The organism is Halalkalibacter okhensis, from assembly GCF_000787375.1.
GTDB classification, from domain to species: Bacteria; Bacillota; Bacilli; order Bacillales; family Bacillaceae_D; genus Halalkalibacter; species Halalkalibacter okhensis.
Genome location: NZ_JRJU01000060.1, coordinates 1 through 18,262, shown reverse-complemented (window position 1 = coordinate 18,262; position 18,262 = coordinate 1). Strand labels below are relative to the sequence as shown.

Here is an 18,262-nt window from a genome sequence, read left to right as displayed (position 1 = left end):
TCGACCATTTTAGTCGATTTCTCTCTTTTTTTGGAGCATCTATACTTCCTTTTGGCTTGGGTATTTATTAATTTTTGTATTTACGGTATCTGTTGGGATATTGAAGTGTTCTTTAAGACGACAAAATCGCTTCTTCGCTTACAGAAAGAGTTTCAAGGACGCTCGTATGACTTACTTATCAGTCATACAACCATTGTTTTTACTAGATACATCGCCCTTTCGTGGCAAAATCGCTGCCACACGGATGAACGTACATTAGGTGGTTTATTTTACGACCTGTGTGCCGAAGTAAATGAACTCGATTGGGCTGTCGCATTACAGCAATTAATCGAGCTTCTTCAAGATGTCTTGAAAAAGACGAACAAACAAACACAACAATTACTTAAAAATCAACTATTACAATGGATTGCAGGTTTACCAAGCTACATCAGGGCTTACCTGCCTAATTTGGTTTGCGAAAGTTGAGTAAGTTTAATTACTGTATTCAATACTTAAAACGCATATTGAAAGATATAAAATGATTTAGACAACCGGGTTTACGGTTTACAAAAAAAATCCACCGTGGTATATTAAAAGTGTTAATTTTATTAAGAAAAAATTTAACGAAGTTAACGATAGAGATAATCTTCCTCACAAGGTAATGGGTTTAGGATAGTTTCGAAAAAACGAGGGATATTACCCGTTTTTTGTGCAGGGCAATGAGGTAGATATAACAGTCTGGCAATGGAAGAATGTTTGGCAAGTTTGGATTGGAAGAGTACATAGAAACGAAATATTTATCGGAATCTCAAGCCTATGCGCCAATATTTGGCTTATATGAATAAAAAAATAGCAAACAATTAAAATGGTTTGAATGATTGAAGGAGGATGTTTAATGAGTGCTTTTTATTTGAATATAATCAATGAATACAATTTTTACATCCAAGGAGGTTGGGAAGATGAAAGAAACATATGATATTGTTATTGTAGGTGGCGGTAGTGCGGGTTCTGTACTTGGCGACCGTTTAAGTGCAGATGGGACACGTAGCGTTTTAGTTTTAGAGGCAGGACGTAAGGATTTCGCATGGGACCTATTGATCCAAATGCCAGCAGCTTTGCCGTTTCCCTCAGGGAACCCATTGTATGACTGGAGATATGAATCAGACCCTGAACCTTATATGAACGGACGACGTATTAAGCATGCCAGGGGAAAGGTGCTCGGAGGTTCAGGTTCAATCAACGGTATGATTTACCAACGAGGCAATCCAATGGACTATGAACGTTGGGGAGCAGACCCAGGTATGGAAACGTGGGATTTTGCGCACTGTCTCCCGTATTTCAAACGCTTGGAAAATGCTTTAGCTTCGGATCCAGAAGATGAATATCGTGGCCACGATGGTCCTCTTAAATTGGAACGTGGGCCAGCTACTGGTCCTCTATTTCAAGCCTTCTTTGAATCAGCGGTCGAGGCTGGCTACGCGCGAATTCCTGATGTGAACGGTTTTAGACAAGAGGGATTCGCTCCGTTTGATAAACATGTGTACAAAGGACAACGTTTTTCACCTTCACGTGCCTATCTGCATCCAGCTATGGGGCGTGAGAACCTTACTGTGAAAACTCGTGCTTTTGTAACAAGTATTGACTTCGAGGGTACCCGTGCAAAGGGTTTAACCTATCAAAAAGATGGGAAGACTCATCAGGTTACTGCTGGTGAAGTGGTACTCGCAGGTGGTGCTATCAATACACCGCAATTACTTCAATTGTCAGGTGTGGGAAATGCTAAATACTTGCGCTCACTTGGTATTGAACCGGTAATTGACCTTCCAGGTGTAGGTGAAAATCTTCAGGATCATCTCGAAACCTACATTCAATACTCTTGTCCGCAGCCTGTTTCTGAGCAGCCTAACTTAAATAAAATGAGGATGCCTTGGATCGGTTTGCAATGGTTGATTGGACGTAAAGGTCCAGCAGCAACGAACCATTTCGAAGGTGGAGGTTTCGTTCGTTCAAACGAGGACGTTGATTATCCAAATTTAATGTTCCACTTCCTACCTGTAGCAGTTCGGTATGACGGACAGAAAGCGGACACTGCTCACGGTTTTCAGGTACACGTCGGACCTATGTATTCTGATGCTAGGGGATCTTTAAAGATACGTTCGAAAGATCCTAAGGAGCATCCGAGTATGGTCTACAACTATCTTTCGACTGAACAGGACCGTCGTGAGTGGATTGAAGCGGTAAGGATTTCACGTGAAATCCTAAATCAACCAGCAATGGCACCTTATAATTCGGGTGAAATTTCACCAGGTCCTTCTGTTAGTACAGATGAGGAGATTTTGGAATGGGTGAAGAACGATGCTGAGACTGCGCTTCATCCGAGTTGCACGGCGAAGATGGGACCTGCTTCAGATCCAATGGCTGTAGTAGATCCGCTAACAATGAAGGTTCATGGACTCGAAAATGTCCGAGTTGTAGATGCGTCTGCTATGCCGTATGTCACTAATGGTAATATTCATGCACCAGTGTTGATGTTGGCGGAGAAGGCAGCTGACTTAATCCTTGGCTGTGAACCTCTGGAGCCTCTTCATCTTGACTTTTACCGTCATGGAGTACATCCGGCTGACGCAGGGACAATAAAAGCTAAAGTTACACAATGATTTTGTAAGAAGGCCTCTTTTATAATGTATTTGCTAATCGAAGCATACATTTTATGAAAGAGTGCCTTCTTTTTTTGTTAAGAAATAACCGTAGTTATCCATTTTACGCATATACTTTGATCTGAAACCATCAATTAACCCATTAGTTGATTGGGTATGACCGCTTAATAGAATGATACAGTTTTTGTTGAATAAGTAAGTAATGCTCTATATAAAAGTGATGAAGGACAAAACAAAGAGGAAAAGCTAGAGAAAAGTCCTTCATAAAGCCGATGAAGGACAAACTGGAACAGAAAAGCAGTGGAAAAGTCCTTCATCAGGCTTGTTGCTATATTTGGTGTGTTTGAGATGAAAGGATATTAAATACTTCAGGTGGACTTTTAGGTTAGGTTTAGTTTACTGAGATATAGGGGGACGGGGTCAACCGAAAAGAAGTTTTCAAATTAAATTTTGATATAATTTTCATACAAAAAAGCTAGTCTCTCCAAAAATCAGAGACTAACTTCTTTGTTTCTTACCTAGGCCTTTATTTTACCCATTGATCAACCAATTCTTGATTCTCTTCAATCCATTTTTTAGCTCCACTAAGAGGATCTTCAGCACTTTCTACATAGTTTATAAGCTCACCAATTTGTTGGTCGTCCATCTTCCAATTATTAAACCATTCACTCACTTCTGGGTAATCTTCTTTAAAACCATGTCTTGTAGCATGGTGAATTTTTTCTACACCACCGAATGTGTTTTGTGGATCTTCTAGAAATTTCAATTCAAATTGTGAGAATGCTGAGTGTGGGCTCCAAAGTGGTGCTACGATTGGTTCTTCATTTTCTATTGCTTTTTCAATCGACGATAACATTGCAGGTTCAGAACTTGGTAGTAGTTCAAACTCAAGATTATAATCTTCAATTAGTTGTTCTGTAACTTCCATTGTACCTGCGCCAGGATCAAATCCGACAATGGCTTTATTAAACAGTTCTTTATGTATATTTAAATCTTCTACACTGTTAACATCTGTTAAATAAGTTGGAACAACAAGCCCTACTTTTGCATTATCAAACCAAGTAGACTCTGAGAAATTAACAGTATCTTGATATTCTTCAAGATAATTTGCATCTTGGACCGGTAACCATACTTCTAAATTAGCATCTAGATTACCAGTTTCTAAAGACTTCATCATAACACCCATGTCCAACACAGTTAACTTCACGTTATACCCTTTATCTTCTAGAATTGCTTTCCACATATTTGTTACTGCAATATTTTCAGCCCAGTTAATTTGACCAATCGTTAATTCTTGACTACTTACCTCTGTTTCTGCACCTGCTTGTTCACTGCTTGTTGTCTCACTAGTGCTTCCACACGCTGTCAGTACAGCAACCAAAAGCAGAACTAAAATTAAATTAAGTTCTTTTTTCCATTTGCTCATGTAGAAAAACTCCTCTCTATTATTTGATTTCAATTATATAAAAATATCTTAATACATTAAATGCGTTAAGAATATTTTTAATCATAGAACAAGACTAACCTATCCCTTGTTTGGAAGGGATAGTACAACAATCAAATACTGAAATCTATAGTCATTTTTCTATAAAGTTCTTTTTAAATTAATCTTGGTTATCTTTAGGTAAATATTCAAATATTTTACCACTTTTTATGCTTGCAACTAAATCTTGCAACCAGTAATAGTAAGTTTTAGATTCTTCTAATTGGTCATAGTATTTTTTGGCCTCTGCAACAATTTCTGTTGTGCTTGTGGAATCTTTAATAACATTTATAAAATCTTCTTGTGCTTCCTCAATTGCTTCCATATTCATCTTTACTTCTCGTTCCCACATCTGACAATAAAACACCATAAAGGAACGGAAGAAATTCTTCTCGGCTACGTAGGTATGTTTTCTAGAACCACGTGTAAATGTTTTTTTAACCATTTCTATTTCTTGGAGTTTACGGACACTAGTACTCATACTCGGTTTACTCATTCCGAGCTCCGAACGCATTTCATCAAGTGTCATCTGACCTTTAAAGTACATCGTCGCATATAAATTTGCAGCGGCTGGTGTTACACCATATAAGTCCATTGTCTCTGCAATGGCGCCAATGACTTTATCCTTGGCTTCTTCTATTTTAACTCTGGATCTTTCAGTAGAATTACTCATAAAGTTGCTCCTTCAATATAAAGTAAAGCGCGTTAAATATTTTGTAAATATTCTTCATAAACTTTATGATACCTTGTTTAGATTTAATGTCAAATGGAAAACGTAATTTTAACCAATTGAAAATGCCGAAAAACTTAGTAATTTCGGTTATTCTAGTTAAATTTAATTTTGTGCTTTATATTGATTTTTGACAGCCTTAAAAAGACATGTTACTATTTTCATTAAATTAAATAAATTTTTAACAAACTTAATATATTGGAAAATTGGAGTTGATAGATTTGAGTCTTAAACAACAACAATACATTAATGGTAAATGGGTGGGAGCGATTTCAGGTAATACGCGTGACATTATTAACCCATATAATGCGGAAGTTATTGCTACTGTTCCAGAAAGTGATGAAACAGATGCTAAAGTAGCAATCGCTGCAGCAAGAGCAGCATTTGATATGGGAGAGTGGTCTTCTACTCCCGGATCTGAGCGAGGGGCTATTGTAAGGAAAATTGCTGAATTAATAGAAAGAGATAAAGAAGAACTTGCTAGATTGGAATCTTTAGATACTGGTAAAACAGTAGTGGAAAGCCGTGGAGACATGGATGATATTGCTGGAGTATTTCGTTATTATGCAGAGCTTGCAGATAAAGATGGTGGGGAACTAATTGATTCCCCAGTGCCAAACTCGATCAGCAAGGTAGTTCGTGAACCCGTTGGAGTTTGCGGTCAAATTACCCCCTGGAATTACCCCTTACTACAAGCATCTTGGAAATTGGCTCCATCATTAGCTACAGGTAACACACTAATTATGAAGCCAAGTGAAATTACCCCCCTTACTACGATTAAAGTATTCGAATTAATGGAAGAGGCAGGGGTGCCTGCTGGTGTTGTTAATCTTGTACTTGGTGCTGGCAATACAGTTGGTGCAGAGCTATCTAGTAACATAGATGTCGATCTTATCTCTTTTACAGGTGGAATCGTTACTGGGAAGAAAATCATGCAAGCGGCAAGCATTAATGTTAAGAAGCTTGCACTTGAACTTGGTGGGAAAAATCCTAACATCATCTTTGCTGATGCGGATTTTGAGACAGCAGTGGACCAAGCATTAAACGGGGTATTCTTCCACGCAGGGCAAATTTGTTCAGCCGGTACCAGACTGATTGTTGAAGAAAGTATTCACGATGAGTTCGTTCACGCACTTGTTGAGAGAGTGAAAAAGTTTAAGCTAGGAAGTGGGTTTGACGAAGATACACAAATGGGCCCACTTATTTCAGCTGAACACCTTGGGAAAGTCGAAAAGTATGTAGAAACAGGTATTAAAGAAGGGGCTACATTAGCAGTTGGTGGTGGGCGTCCAGAAGAGCCAGAACTTCAAAAAGGCTTTTTCTTCTTACCAACTATTTTTACAGACTGCACAACAGACATGAGCATTGTTCAAGATGAGGCTTTTGGTCCTGTTATCACCGTTGAGAAATTCCGTACAGAAGAGGAAGCAGTGAAGCTTGCTAATGACTCTATTTACGGACTCGCTGGTGGTGTTTGGACAAACGATATTGTAAAAGCTGAACGTTGTGTAGCGAAGATGCGCATGGGTACTGTATGGATTAATGACTTCAACCTTTACTTCCCACATGCACCCTGGGGAGGATTTAAGCAGTCTGGTATTGGACGCGAACTAGGGAGACTAGGTATAGAAGAATATACAGAAACCAAGCATATATTTCAAAACATTAAACCAGAACCGATCAACTGGTTCTAAGCTATCGAACTAAACAAATTTATCGATGTATGAAGGTAGTGTACTAGATATGAAACAGCTGAAGGTAAGGAGCTATTAGCTTACACTAGTGCTCTTATTATCGAGGTACATCTATCTGATTATGAATTAATGTCAAAGACTTATATTCCTTTAAAAAGATAACATTCGCGAACAGAATGCAGTAAAAAACGGTAAATTTCCTCTAAAGACAGTATAGTAAAAATTCAACACAAAATTCTTGATATACCGCAATTCCTGCACAACCGTAAAAGATATTATACACTCTCATCTTACGGGAGCATGGTGAAATAATGACGTAGAAATCCTAAAAAGGTCTTGCGATGTTTAAGGACATGAGCAAGACCTTTATTAGCTAGATAAACTAACTGATCATGGAGTGTTCTTATACCAAAGTTTTGTATAATCCACCCACCCTAATGCGTTCAGTTGGATATTCTCTAAGCGTTCTTCATGGATGGCAAATTGTTGCAATCGGTAAAGGTAGATTAGATGATGTGACATACTTAATTGTTTCTCAATTCGCTGTAAAATTTCAAGGCAGTCATGTTGATCAAGAAACGCGTCATCCAATTGTTTCATTACTTCATCTGTCAAGTGATGAGAAGCAAGACTGTGGCTCCCCTTTAAGGAAGAGAGATAGGTATAGATCATGCTTTCATCTGCTAGTTGTTCACCGAGAAGTAAATCAGATTGTTCACGAAGGGGTCGTTCATGTAATTCTTCGTATGGATAGACATGTAGGCTACAACGAATCCCTATATCGGCCAGTCTTTTTTGTATCCATTTTCCGTCTAATTCATTACCAGCTCCTGTGTAGCTATACAAAGTTAGCGTTTCCCCGTTGTATGAACTCATCTTTAAATAGTCTGTGGCCTCATCGGTATTTCTTTCCTTATTGACTTGCTTCTCCAAATGCAAATCCATTCTTGAAGCCGGAATGAACCGATTTCCTTTTAAGTCGTCAATTAATTTGTTTGGATCTAATGCAAGATAAATCGCTTTTCGTAAGTAGGGGTCGTTCGTTCGTTCGCTATTCATATTGATTGTTAACAGTTTACTTCCTTTATCAATCACTGTATCTTGACTAAGTCCGTCTGTTTTTGGACCTGAATATGGATAATGATAGAAATTTACTGATTCGGAAAAATGATTGTTATGTTGATTATCGTAAAGAGTAGGAAAAAAATACATCGTTACCTCGTCAAGTAAGGGACGAAGATGAAAATAACTTTGGAAATTGACTAACGTCAGCTTATAACTTGTTTGTTCTTTCACTTGAAAAGGGCCGGTTCCAACAGGTTGGTTCATATACCCCTTTGGTACAATACTTCCACCTAATGATGCGATGAAATGGAGAAAGAAAGGGACTGGTTTTTTTAAGGTGAATCTTACAGTATATTGATCTAGGCTAGTGATTTGTTCGATCCAATGAGTGATCCAATAATACGCTGATTGTGGTTGGAGATGTCTTTTGAAACTGTAAATGACATCAGGTGCTATCAGTTCTTTTCCGTTATGAAAAAGAACACCTTTTCGTAAATGAAACGTCCACTCACTAAAGTGACTATGAGTCCAGTAGTGAGCCAAGTGCGGTATGTGAGTTTTCCTATCTTCATCATAGGTTACTAACTGACTGTATATGTGCCGCATCACATGGTTTTCAGAACGACGATTTACATAATATGGATCAAGAACGACTAATGGTCGATAAGAGGGGAAAAGAAGACGATCTCCTTTTTCTCTGTTTTTTTCTTTCTCTCCTTGCTGTAATTCAGAAAATAAAGTATAGATATAGGTTCGTTGCACATCGTCTTGTAGTTGGTATTGTTGAATAAAAGCAATAGATTCATCAATGGAAGTGTGTTTTTTCGCTTCTTCTAAAACGAGTGATTCAAATTCTACTTCTAAGGAAATCGTTGAATAATTTCCACGGCCTCTTCCTGGCGTCCAAGTAATCCAGCCTAGTGATTGCATTTTAGCTAAAATGAATTTTGTATTTCGAATCGAACAATGAAGGATTGTTGAGAGCTGTTCGATTGTCGTTTGAATCGGATGATTGGTTTCTTTTAGATATTGGATTAATACATGATAATGGTCAATCACTTTCATTTGTATCACCTGCTTTAAAAGGGGAAAAGTTGTTTTGTTAATTGTACCCTTTTTTTCCTCCTTTAGAAAACTACAATATAGAAGTAGAGGGGGTGTTTGGATGGAGGTAGTGATCGCGACATGGAACAAATCGAAACTTGAATGGATGGCAAGAGGATTGCAACAGACTGGTTTACTCATCAAAGTCCTATCAAATCATATTGAGGATGTAGAGGAAACAGAAGCGACATTTAGTGGGAATGCTCATTTAAAGGTTGAGGCAGTTCGGCAGGTTGATTCCGTATCCATTATTGTTGGGGAAGATTCTGGACTATCTGTTGAAGCGTTAGGTGGGTTTCCTGGTGTTAAGACGGCTCGATTTATGGAAGGGACCGATGATGACCGGGCGAGAAAAGTAATGGAGCTATTGCAGGGAGTCCCTCTTAGTCAACGGAAGGCTGTATTTCATAGTGCGATTGTTGTTTCATTTCCTGATGGAGAACAGGTAGTTTGTGAGGGGTGTATGAATGGATGGATTTCAACTGAAGTGGTTGAAGGGAAAGGGTATGGAGGTATTTTTTTACTCAGTAATAACCTTGTACTAGCTGAGCAACCAAGTAACGATATGATGTTTGATCACCATAGACAGGCGTTGTTTCAAGCAATAGTAGCTATCAGAGATTGGTTGAATTTTCGATGAGAATCTCGTCAAAAAAACGGGTAATAGGTATTGCATTACTGACAGCAGTAGCGGTGATGGGAGATGCGATGCTCTTCATTGTTCTTCCTTTATACTGGGAAGATTTTGGGCTTACAGCCTTATGGCAGATCGGCGTACTTCTTTCAGTGAATCGCTTTGTCCGTCTTCCGTTAAACCCACTTGTTGGATTGTTTTATAAGCATTTTCAGGTACGGACAGGGGTTTTCATTGCCGTAGGATTAGCTTGTTTGACAACCATGTCATATGGAATTCTCCAAGATTTTTGGCTTTTGCTTCTCGTGCGTGCGTTATGGGGAGTTGCATGGTCGCTACTTCGTCTTGGCGGCTATTTAACGGTTATTGAAGCTGCGGATGATAGCAATAGAGGAAGGTTTGTCGGTTTATATAATGGACTGTGGGGAATCGGTGGCTTAATTGGTATGTTAGCAGGGGGAATACTTGTCGATTATACTTCTGTTTCGTTCGTGACAGTCTTGTTTGCTTTGTTCGCGTTAGTGGCCTTTCCGCTTGTATGGTTATTAGTGCCTGTGAAGGCTCCTGAGAAAAAGGAGCAGCAACAAAGCCAACAGTATACAAGCTGGTTTACATCACGTGTGGCTCTTGTACTGTTAACAAGTCTTGGTATGGGGTTCATTGTATTCGGCTTGTTTGCCTCTACGTTAAGTCCGCTGATAGAGAGAAGTTATAAAGCAGATTGGACAGGTGCCCAAATAACAATAGGTGCGGCTACATTAGCTGGTGTCATCCAAGCTGTTCGTTGGGGATGGGATCCTTTTGTGGCACCGTGGATTGGTAAGTGCCTAGATCGTTCAACGTCTAAAATAAGACTTTTACTTATTCCTCTATTTTCAGGTAGTATCTTGCTGTTTTTACTTGGCTATATTCAATCTCTATTCCTATTATTCCTTCTTTTGCTTGTGTTTCAATTTACATCAACGTTTTTTGTCACAACAACCGATACATTTGCAACTGAGGTGGCATCGCAATCAAACCGAGTGAAGGTTATTACTGCTCATACAATTGCTGTTGATCTTGGAGCAGCGCTTGGACCGTTAGTAGCCTTTTATTTGCTAGAGTTTTATTCAATATCAATAGTATATTTCCTCGCAGCTAGTTTTCTCATGTTACTAGGTTTCATGTGGTTATATCAGCTATGTAGAAATGCTCAAAAAGATGTAACCCTGCACCGAGAAACCCGAGTAAAATAGGATGTTGCTACATTGAATGTTGAGTTGGGTAGTTGACCGCATATAAAGTAAGTTTAGAAAAAAGCTTCTGATAGGTTCACTGAACTTTTTAGAAGCTTTTTAATATATAAATGATGTAGGTAAGATAGAGGACCCTCTCTGTTGTGATTGCGTAAGCTTTTGATGTGTTAAAATCCAATTATGATAAGATCAAACTTACACAGATAGTGTTTTATTAGGAGGACAGCATGAGTCGAACCATTTTATATATAATATTGCTTTTTGGATTCGTAACAGCTTCGGGCTTCTCGGTTTACTATTACAAGCAATCACAGGTAGATGATGAGAAAATTACGGAAGCATTTACGTCTGAACCTGATCTTCCACTTTATCATTTTGCTTTAATTGGGGAAGAAATGAATCATGAGTATTGGCGTTTAGTCGGAGAAGGTGCTAAGAAAGCAGAGGAAAACCATGAAGTTTTTGTTGAATATGGAGGGCCTAAGCGTTCGAATCCGGATGAGCAGCTTAAGCTATTCGATATCGCCATTAAATCGAAGGTAGATGGAATTATTGTGCAAGCCCTTAATGATCAATTTACTCCGCTTATTGATCAGGCAGTGAAACAAGGGATTCCTGTTGTTACGATTGATACGGATTCTCCAGAAAGTATGCGTGACGTCTATATTGGAACGGATAATTACTTAGCGGGTCAGTTAGCAGGAAAAGCCTTGGTTGAGGATACGAAAGGGGAAGCAACCATTGGAGTCATTTCCGGCAGTTTTGATCATGTCCTCCATCAGTTACGTGTAAAAGGGTTTACTGATATTGTAGAACAGGTTGATGGAATTGAGATTGTCGCGATTGAACAATCAGATATTTCTAGAGTAGATGTGGAAGAAACCGCATTTAACATGTTAACCGAGCATGAACACATTACGGCTTTTTATGGGACGAGTTCTTATAACGGGGTTGGGATCGTAGCGGCAGCGAAATCTTTAAAAAGGGAAAATGAGATGTATGTGATTACTTTTGATGCGATTGATGAGAATATACAATTGTTAGAAAACGGGGACATCGATGCAATTGTTGAACAACAACCATTTGAGATGGGGTATCGAAGCGTTGAGAAGATGTTAGCGATGATTGAGGATAAACCTGTCCAAGATGTGTATCATACCGATTTAACGATTATTCGTAAGCTTGACTTACCGAATCGAAATCGTCAAAAGGATGGGTCCTCATGATGAAAATTCGCACAAAGTTACTTGTTTATTTTGCTAGTATTCTGCTGCTGCTTATTCTGTTATTTTTTGTTCGTGAACAAAGCAACGATAAAGTGATGGAGCTCTATCATGAGCATATTGAATATTTCTTTCTTTTAAATGAAATGACAAAAACAACGAACCAGACATTTCAGGCACTGCAAATTTACGTTCATGAACCATTGGGAGAAAACTTACAGCATTATCAAGAAGGGAAAGAGCGGCTGCTTCAATTGCAACATGGATTTCAGGAACAAGAAAAAGAAGGAATCTCCAAGAAAAATGTATTAAATATGATGACGAGTTTTCTAGAACAAACAGAACAGACCGTGGAAGGTGTAACGAACCTAGATATCCAAGAGTATTCTCTGTATTTACAAGAAGCGGAGAGAACATCAAGTTATATTCATGAGAAAACCCTTGATATGATTAATACGGAGCTTACAAATTATCAAGAGCTTTCCGTCCTTATCGATGAAAAGGTGACGAATACAAAGAAAATGGGGATGGCGATTATTATGGCTATCATCATTCTGAGTATTTTATTTGCTCTCTGGTTTTCAAATGGGATCACAAGAACGATTGAACGTTTGACAAAAGCGGCACAAGACATATCAACAGGGCGTTATACGGGGAAGGATGTCGTTGTTTCACAGAAGGATGAGCTTTACTTTTTGACGAAGACCTTTAATGAAATGAAAAGAAACATTCTAGAGTCGGTTAGTGAAATAGAAGAAAAGGCAAGGCTTGCCCAATTATTAAAAGAGATGGAATTGAAAAGTTTGCAAAATCAAATCAACCCGCACTTCCTGTTTAACACGTTAAACACCATTTCAAAAACGTCGTATATAGAAGGAGCGGAACGAACGAGTGACTTGATTTCCGCTGTTTCCACCTTGCTTCGGTATAATATCGGAAATTTAGATCGACAAACGACATTGAAAGATGAAGTTAAAATTATAAAGGAGTATTTTTTCATCCAAAAAGCTCGCTTTCGTGATCGAGTAGAATTTAGTGAAAATGTAGATCCTGCTTGTCTATCAACACCAATTCCATGTTTGACGCTTCAGCCGATCATTGAGAACGCTTTTATACACGGAATTGAAGGCATGGCTGAGGGAGCAAAAATTGAAATTCATATTTACCATAAGGCTAGAATGGTATGTATAGATGTGATTGACAACGGGGTAGGGATGGACCAAGAAACGATTGATCGGTTGTTGAGTAAAGAGGAAGAATCTGAGTTTTCTTTATCGAAGAAAGGTTCAGGCCATTCCACGGGAATCGGAATGAAAAATGTGATGGATCGGCTCAAGCTATTTGATAAAGAAAGTACGTTTACTATTTCTTCACGGATTGGGGAAGGCACAAAGGTAAGCATAAGATTACGTTCCATTCAGGATAGGGGGGACACGTTGTGATAAAAGTAATGCTTGTTGATGATGAACCGATTGAAAGAGAAGGGATTAGCTTAATATTAAGTAAGAATCGCTCCAATTTTGAAGTTGTGGCGGAGGCTCGAAATGGTAAAGAAGCAGTAGAGCGTGCCCTAACATCTAAGCCGGATTTAGTCTTTATGGATATAAAGATGCCTGAATTTGATGGCATTGAGGCAATAAGAAGAATCGTGCCTAGTCTTCCTAATACAAAATTTATCATGGTATCGGCCTTTGATACGTTTGATTATGCACGTGAGGCAATGAAGTTTGGGATTAAAGAGTATTTATTAAAACCAAGTAAAGTGAGCGAGGTAGTAGAAGCCTTTGACCGCATGGTTGAAGAGATCGCGAGTGAAAAACAACAAGTGACAGAAACTAATCAGATCAATCGTCGTCTTGAAAGAGTCCATTCCTTCATAGAGAGAGATTTTATAGTTTCTCTTATTATGGATCATGTCCATGAGTTTGATCAGGGCGAGTGGGATGAATGGTTAGGATTAGAACTCAAACATAAGAAAGGGTTTGCAGCCGTTTTTTCGTTTGAGTCAGACCGTCTTCACCCAGATCGTGAGGAAAAAAGCCGTTGGTATCGCATGCTCAAACAAGTATTACACGAGCACAGCGCTTCTTGTTTTATCGGTCCGTTAACCGGTTTTCAGGTGCCTGTCCTCGTGTTATTTACAGATCTTGAAAAAGAAGATGATGAAATAAGACATGATTTTGCACGTTCCATTCTTCATCAAGTGCAAAAAAAGGTAGAGCAATGCCGATTGTATGCTGGTATTGGGATGGTCGTATCAAATGTAAATCACTTTTCGAACTCTTATAAAGAAGCCATTTACGCGTTGGAGTTAGTTCATAATCACCGAAGTGCAACTTACTTGGTTTATAACGAACGATTGAAACAAAAACGAAAAGAATTGATTCCTTTTGAAATCGAAAAAGAATTAGTAGGGGCTATTAAAAAAGGGGATATGCAAAAAGGGTTGCAAATGTTTGAATCTTATTTTCAATCAATTCAGCAAGCTACTGACTTTCAAGTAAAACTCGTTCAAAAGGCAATGGATGACTTCTTTATTGTATTAACTCGCTCTGTGAAAGAGCTTGGATTTGATGGACCTATTCAAGTTGGTTTAGGTCAATTAGAAACAACGATGCAAATTAAAGAAGTGGCAAAGTCACAACTAATCGATATTACCGAGCAATTGGGAGAGTGGCGAGCAAATGGGATGCGTGCTTTGCTTGTACAAGCTAAGGAATATATTGATAGTAATTATCATAAAGCGATCTCTCTTGAACAAGTTGCAGAAGAAATTGGGATTAGCTCTTATTATTTAAGCAAGTTGTTTAAAGATAGATTTCAAGTTACCTTTATCGAGTATTTGAAAAATACTCGAATACAAAAAGCGATCGAACTACTTTTGGATGGAAACATGCCGTTAAAGGAAATAGCATTAAATGTCGGATATAAAGACCCGAATTATTTTAGTACGGCTTTTAAAAAGGAAGTCGGGCTGAGTCCGCGTGACTATCGAAATAAGTATCATCAATAAACCAGCAATCACGGATTGCTGGTTTATTATTATATAAAATATAAAGCGTTTGCAATAATTTATAGGTATTAACAAGAAAGTGAAGACGAAAGCGCTATCTAGTATGCGTTTTCATGATAATTTAAATGTATTGAAAGGTTTTTATCAAATAATGAAAACGAAATCATATGGAAAATCAATCCTACAGGAGCGGATTTCGTTTTGATAAGTGTCACACAAGATAGATTTTTGTAAGGGTTATCAAGCAACTACTTGTTTAAGAGAGGGGAGGAAGAAAGAGAAATTATTTTCTCTTTTGTCATCTATGATGAAGAAAAATAGTACGTTATACATTGTATTGATCACACTGGTTGCTACACTTGGGGGACTTTTATTTGGATATGACACAGCTGTTATTTCAGGTGCAGAAGGGTCACTTCAAACGTATTTTGCAGATAGTCTAGGTCTTAGTTCCCTTGTACATGGGATTACCGTTTCGAGTGCATTGATTGGTTGTATTATCGGGGGACTGATTTCAGGTTATTTCGCAACGCGATTTGGAAGAAAAAATACGCTTATCCTCGCTGCATTATTATTCTTAGTGTCTGCATTAGGGTCTGCGTTTCCTGAATTTTTATTTTTTACAAAAGGAGAGCCTTCCATTGCTCTATTAATTACCTTTAATATTTACCGCATTATTGGGGGGATTGGTGTTGGGTTAGCATCGGCAGTATCACCAATGTATATTGGGGAAATAGCTCCAGCGCGTATAAGGGGTACACTAGTGTCTTTAAACCAATTTGCAATCATCTTTGGGATGTTAGTTGTTTATTTTGTAAACTGGGGAATTGGTAGAGGACAATCAATGGAATGGATCAATGACGTTGGTTGGCGCTATATGTTCTTATCAGAGGCCATTCCTGCTTTGCTTTTCTTGCTCTTGTTGTTTACCGTGCCAGAGACACCGCGCTATTTAGTTTCTAAAAATCAGGATGAGAAGGCAATGGCGGTCCTTTCTAAAATTTACGATCAAACAATGGCAAAAGCTACCATGTTTGAGATTAAGAAATCCTTTGATGCGAAAAAAGCAAAATTATTCTCATATGGTAAAGCGATTATCGTGGTGGGGATCTTATTATCTGTATTTCAGCAATTTGTAGGGATTAATGTTGCGCTTTATTATGCACCAAGAATCTTTGAAAGCATGGGAGCCGCAAGAGATGCATCGATGTTCCAAACGATCGTTATGGGCTTAGTTAATGTGTTGTTTACGTTGATTGCTATTTTTACAGTCGATAAATTTGGTAGAAAGCCACTGTTGATTATTGGTTCGATTGGAATGACTATTGGAATGTTTGGGGTGGCCGGTATGGCATTCTCAAACACAATTGGAATCTGGACGTTAATATTCATTATTATCTACACAGCATCGTTTATGATGTCTTGGGGCCCGGTTGTTTGGGTACTTATCTCCGAAATCTTCCCTAATAAAATTAGAGGGCAAGCTGTGGCGATTGCTGTAGCAGCACAATGGGCAGCTAACTATTTCATTTCATCTACGTATCCAGCAATGATGGAATTTAGTGGAGGTTTAACGTATTCATTCTATGGAATTATGAGTTTAATCTCAGCGATCTTTATTTGGAAGTTTGTACCTGAAACGAAAGGGAGATCGTTGGAAGAGTTAGAGACGATTTTGGTTAATAAGAAAAGTGCGTAGGTTGTTTTAATACGCTAGAAAAGGATCTCACATAATGTGAGGTCTTTTTGCGTCTTGCATTATATGATTTCTTTCTTGTCCCTGAGTGAAAATTGGAATATAAATAAGCTGATTATAATAATTGTTTCTATAGTATACTCTAAAATCTTCATTATTCACCTATACTTAGGAGGGTTCTTCATGAGAGGAAATAATGGATATTCCCAGCAATATTCTGAGATGGTGAGAACATGTAGAAATTCAGATTGTCGGTGTGGGGATCAATATCGATCTATACCAGGTTGGAAAAGCAGGGATGAAACAATGGGTTCATTTCAATCGATTTGTGAACAGTTTGCACAAACACTTGGTGGGAAAGCTGAAATAAAGCAAAATGTTTGTTCTGTATCGCTGAAAAGAAGGTTCAATGCTAGTGTACAAGGGAAGCCGAGTAAGAACGTTACTCCTGTTGGGATTGAATTTGAATCATTGGACCAGTTTGGAAATGCCTTGAATATCTTGGAGATTGCTATTTTGCAAGAAGAGATACCATCTTTCATGTGGGCGGTCACACAGCAAGGCCTGATTGTCAGTGCGTTACACAATCACTGGATCTTCATAGAGCCTATGATATTATATATGCACGTTCAGTCTGTTGAACCACCACTTCATTTTGCGAAAAAGGTTGCAAGAGCGTTCTCCTATTTAAATAGCCGACCGATTCCATAAATCTCAAGCCCTGTTTGATCTATAAGATTATAGTTTGAAAGTATGTAAATGCTACAGGAAGTACTCCTTGAGTCTGTTTGAGATGTTTTTTCTACTGGATGTAGGAGATACTTCTTTTTTTATTTTATTAATATTGGCACACAAGTTGTAATAATAATGTAGCTTTATTTGAGAAAAGCACTTGTTGTAATTAGAAGACTATGATATATTTTTACTTCTGAATAGTTTTGGCGTACAAGCACCATCCATTTACTATATAACGACGCGGGGTGGAGCATGCAGCAAACCATCGTCGAGTATCTTCGACATGTCTTGACGCATAAGCTACAAAGCGAAGCTAGAAGAGGAAAAGACGACTTCTTCGAAAAAAAATTATCCGAATACTATAAAACGACGCGGGGTGGAGCAGTCTGGTAGCTCGTCGGGCTCATAACCCGAAGGTCGGCGGTTCAAATCCGTCCCCCGCAATACCAAAAATGGTCCGGTAGTTCAGTTGGTTAGAATGCCTGCCTGTCACGCAGGAGGTCGCGGGTTCGAGTCCCGTCCGGACCGCCACTTATTATTAAAACTTGGCTCAGTAGCTCAGTCGGTAGAGCAATGGACTGAAAATCCATGTGTCGGCGGTTCGATTCCGTCCTGAGCCACCACTTTCTATAGAGATAGCAGCAGAGTTGGTAGACTATCTCATTTTTATCTTAGGTTCGAAGTCTTGAATCTTCATGGCAAATCATAGATGCAAGATTAAGCTTGTTCACCGATATCGAGACTTTTTTATTGGTACTTGCGCGGAATTTATTTTTGTGGTAAGATGTTCAATGTCTTAATAATTGATTGAATGTCTACGATGTTTTGAAGTTTTTTAAAAAACATCTTGCACAGAACGATTTGTTATGTTAAGATAATAAATGTCGCTGGAGGACAGCGATTAATGAGTTCTTTGAAAACTGAACAAAAGCCAAGCGAAATAGAGATACATGATATCTCGTCAAAGGAATTTGAGTCATTTTCTTGAAAATGACATAGGCAAATTTCATCGTT

General features: G+C 38.5%; 12 protein-coding genes, 3 tRNA genes and 1 pseudogene. 13 read left to right on the top strand and 3 right to left on the bottom strand.

Translation table 11 applies throughout. From position 1 onward, the window contains the following. Together LQ50_RS22885 and betA are read left to right on the top strand one after the other, a co-directional pair. A pseudogene (locus LQ50_RS22885) lies at positions 1–465 on the top strand (hypothetical protein); the annotation flags it as partial. A 473-nt stretch (positions 466–938) separates the two neighbouring features. Further along, positions 939–2,636, top strand: a complete 1,698-nt coding sequence (gene betA / locus LQ50_RS22880) for a choline dehydrogenase (RefSeq protein ID WP_034633942.1) — start codon at positions 939–941, stop codon at positions 2,634–2,636. Positions 2,637–3,162: 526 nt separating this feature from the next. Here the strand turns inward: betA and LQ50_RS22875 are convergent. Together LQ50_RS22875 and cudC are read right to left on the bottom strand one after the other, a co-directional pair. Beyond that, positions 3,163–4,062 (bottom strand): glycine betaine ABC transporter substrate-binding protein, encoded by a 900-nt coding sequence (locus LQ50_RS22875; protein ID WP_034633941.1) that lies wholly within the window; start codon positions 4,060–4,062, stop codon positions 3,163–3,165. A gap of 178 nt (positions 4,063–4,240) precedes the next feature. Then, positions 4,241–4,792 carry a choline uptake/conversion transcriptional regulator CudC gene (gene cudC / locus LQ50_RS22870; protein WP_034633939.1) on the bottom strand — a complete coding sequence of 184 codons (552 nt, stop codon included), beginning with the start codon at positions 4,790–4,792 and terminating at the stop codon, positions 4,241–4,243. A 278-nt stretch (positions 4,793–5,070) separates the two neighbouring features. On the opposite strand from cudC, the gene betB reads away from it, so the two are divergent. Then, positions 5,071–6,543: a betaine-aldehyde dehydrogenase gene (gene betB, locus LQ50_RS22865; protein WP_034633938.1), complete on the top strand. Its 1,473-nt coding sequence runs from the start codon at positions 5,071–5,073 to the stop codon at positions 6,541–6,543. 390 nt (positions 6,544–6,933) lie between these two features. On the opposite strand, the gene LQ50_RS22860 is transcribed toward betB, so the two are convergent. Further along, positions 6,934–8,673, bottom strand: coding sequence for an SgrR family transcriptional regulator (locus tag LQ50_RS22860; RefSeq protein ID WP_034633937.1), 1,740 nt, complete (start codon positions 8,671–8,673; stop codon positions 6,934–6,936). Positions 8,674–8,773: 100 nt separating this feature from the next. On the opposite strand from LQ50_RS22860, the gene LQ50_RS22855 reads away from it, so the two are divergent. The 10 genes from LQ50_RS22855 (at position 8,774) to LQ50_RS22810 (ending at position 17,871) form a co-directional block, all read left to right on the top strand. Beyond that, on the top strand, positions 8,774–9,352 hold the full coding sequence (locus tag LQ50_RS22855) for a non-canonical purine NTP pyrophosphatase (RefSeq protein ID WP_052144929.1): 579 nt from the start codon (positions 8,774–8,776) through the stop codon (positions 9,350–9,352). Beyond that, positions 9,349–10,581: an MFS transporter gene (locus LQ50_RS22850; RefSeq protein WP_034633936.1), complete on the top strand. Its 1,233-nt coding sequence runs from the start codon at positions 9,349–9,351 to the stop codon at positions 10,579–10,581. The genes LQ50_RS22855 and LQ50_RS22850 overlap by 4 nt, the downstream gene beginning before the upstream one ends. A gap of 227 nt (positions 10,582–10,808) precedes the next feature. Continuing rightward, complete coding sequence (locus LQ50_RS22845; protein ID WP_034633935.1) at positions 10,809–11,807, top strand: sugar-binding protein; 999 nt, start codon at positions 10,809–10,811, stop codon at positions 11,805–11,807. Further along, on the top strand, positions 11,804–13,246 hold the full coding sequence (locus tag LQ50_RS22840; RefSeq protein WP_052144928.1) for a sensor histidine kinase: 1,443 nt from the start codon (positions 11,804–11,806) through the stop codon (positions 13,244–13,246). Before LQ50_RS22845 ends, LQ50_RS22840 begins: the two co-directional genes overlap by 4 nt. Next, entirely contained in the window at positions 13,243–14,817 is a 1,575-nt protein-coding gene (locus tag LQ50_RS22835) for a response regulator (RefSeq protein WP_034633934.1), read from the top strand. Before LQ50_RS22840 ends, LQ50_RS22835 begins: the two co-directional genes overlap by 4 nt. 307 nt (positions 14,818–15,124) lie before the next feature. After that, on the top strand, positions 15,125–16,516 hold the full coding sequence (gene xylE, locus LQ50_RS22830; protein WP_034633947.1) for a D-xylose transporter XylE: 1,392 nt from the start codon (positions 15,125–15,127) through the stop codon (positions 16,514–16,516). A gap of 303 nt (positions 16,517–16,819) precedes the next feature. Next, positions 16,820–17,224 (top strand): DUF1259 domain-containing protein, encoded by a 405-nt coding sequence (locus LQ50_RS22825; protein WP_034633945.1) that lies wholly within the window; start codon positions 16,820–16,822, stop codon positions 17,222–17,224. Positions 17,225–17,618: 394 nt separating this feature from the next. Beyond that, positions 17,619–17,692: transfer RNA gene (locus LQ50_RS22820), tRNA-Met, on the top strand. Between the two features lie 10 nt (positions 17,693–17,702). Next, positions 17,703–17,779 (top strand) — tRNA-Asp (locus LQ50_RS22815). A gap of 16 nt (positions 17,780–17,795) precedes the next feature. Beyond that, positions 17,796–17,871: transfer RNA gene (locus LQ50_RS22810), tRNA-Phe, on the top strand. Positions 17,872–18,262 lie beyond the last annotated feature (391 nt).

What these genes read in the sequence shown, in the direction of transcription:
- LQ50_RS22850 (WP_034633936.1), top strand. Translation starts at nt 9,349, where the DNA reads ATGAGAATCTCGTCAAAAAAACGGGTAATAGGTATTGCATTACTGACA.
- LQ50_RS22875 (WP_034633941.1), bottom strand. Translation starts at nt 4,062, where the DNA reads ATGAGCAAATGGAAAAAAGAACTTAATTTAATTTTAGTTCTGCTTTTG.
- LQ50_RS22825 (WP_034633945.1), top strand. Translation starts at nt 16,820, where the DNA reads ATGGGTTCATTTCAATCGATTTGTGAACAGTTTGCACAAACACTTGGT.
- LQ50_RS22855 (WP_052144929.1), top strand. Translation starts at nt 8,774, where the DNA reads ATGGAGGTAGTGATCGCGACATGGAACAAATCGAAACTTGAATGGATG.
- cudC (WP_034633939.1), bottom strand. Translation starts at nt 4,792, where the DNA reads ATGAGTAATTCTACTGAAAGATCCAGAGTTAAAATAGAAGAAGCCAAG.
- LQ50_RS22845 (WP_034633935.1), top strand. Translation starts at nt 10,809, where the DNA reads ATGAGTCGAACCATTTTATATATAATATTGCTTTTTGGATTCGTAACA.
- xylE (WP_034633947.1), top strand. Translation starts at nt 15,125, where the DNA reads ATGAAGAAAAATAGTACGTTATACATTGTATTGATCACACTGGTTGCT.
- LQ50_RS22860 (WP_034633937.1), bottom strand. Translation starts at nt 8,673, where the DNA reads ATGAAAGTGATTGACCATTATCATGTATTAATCCAATATCTAAAAGAA.
- betA (WP_034633942.1), top strand. Translation starts at nt 939, where the DNA reads ATGAAAGAAACATATGATATTGTTATTGTAGGTGGCGGTAGTGCGGGT.
- LQ50_RS22840 (WP_052144928.1), top strand. Translation starts at nt 11,804, where the DNA reads ATGATGAAAATTCGCACAAAGTTACTTGTTTATTTTGCTAGTATTCTG.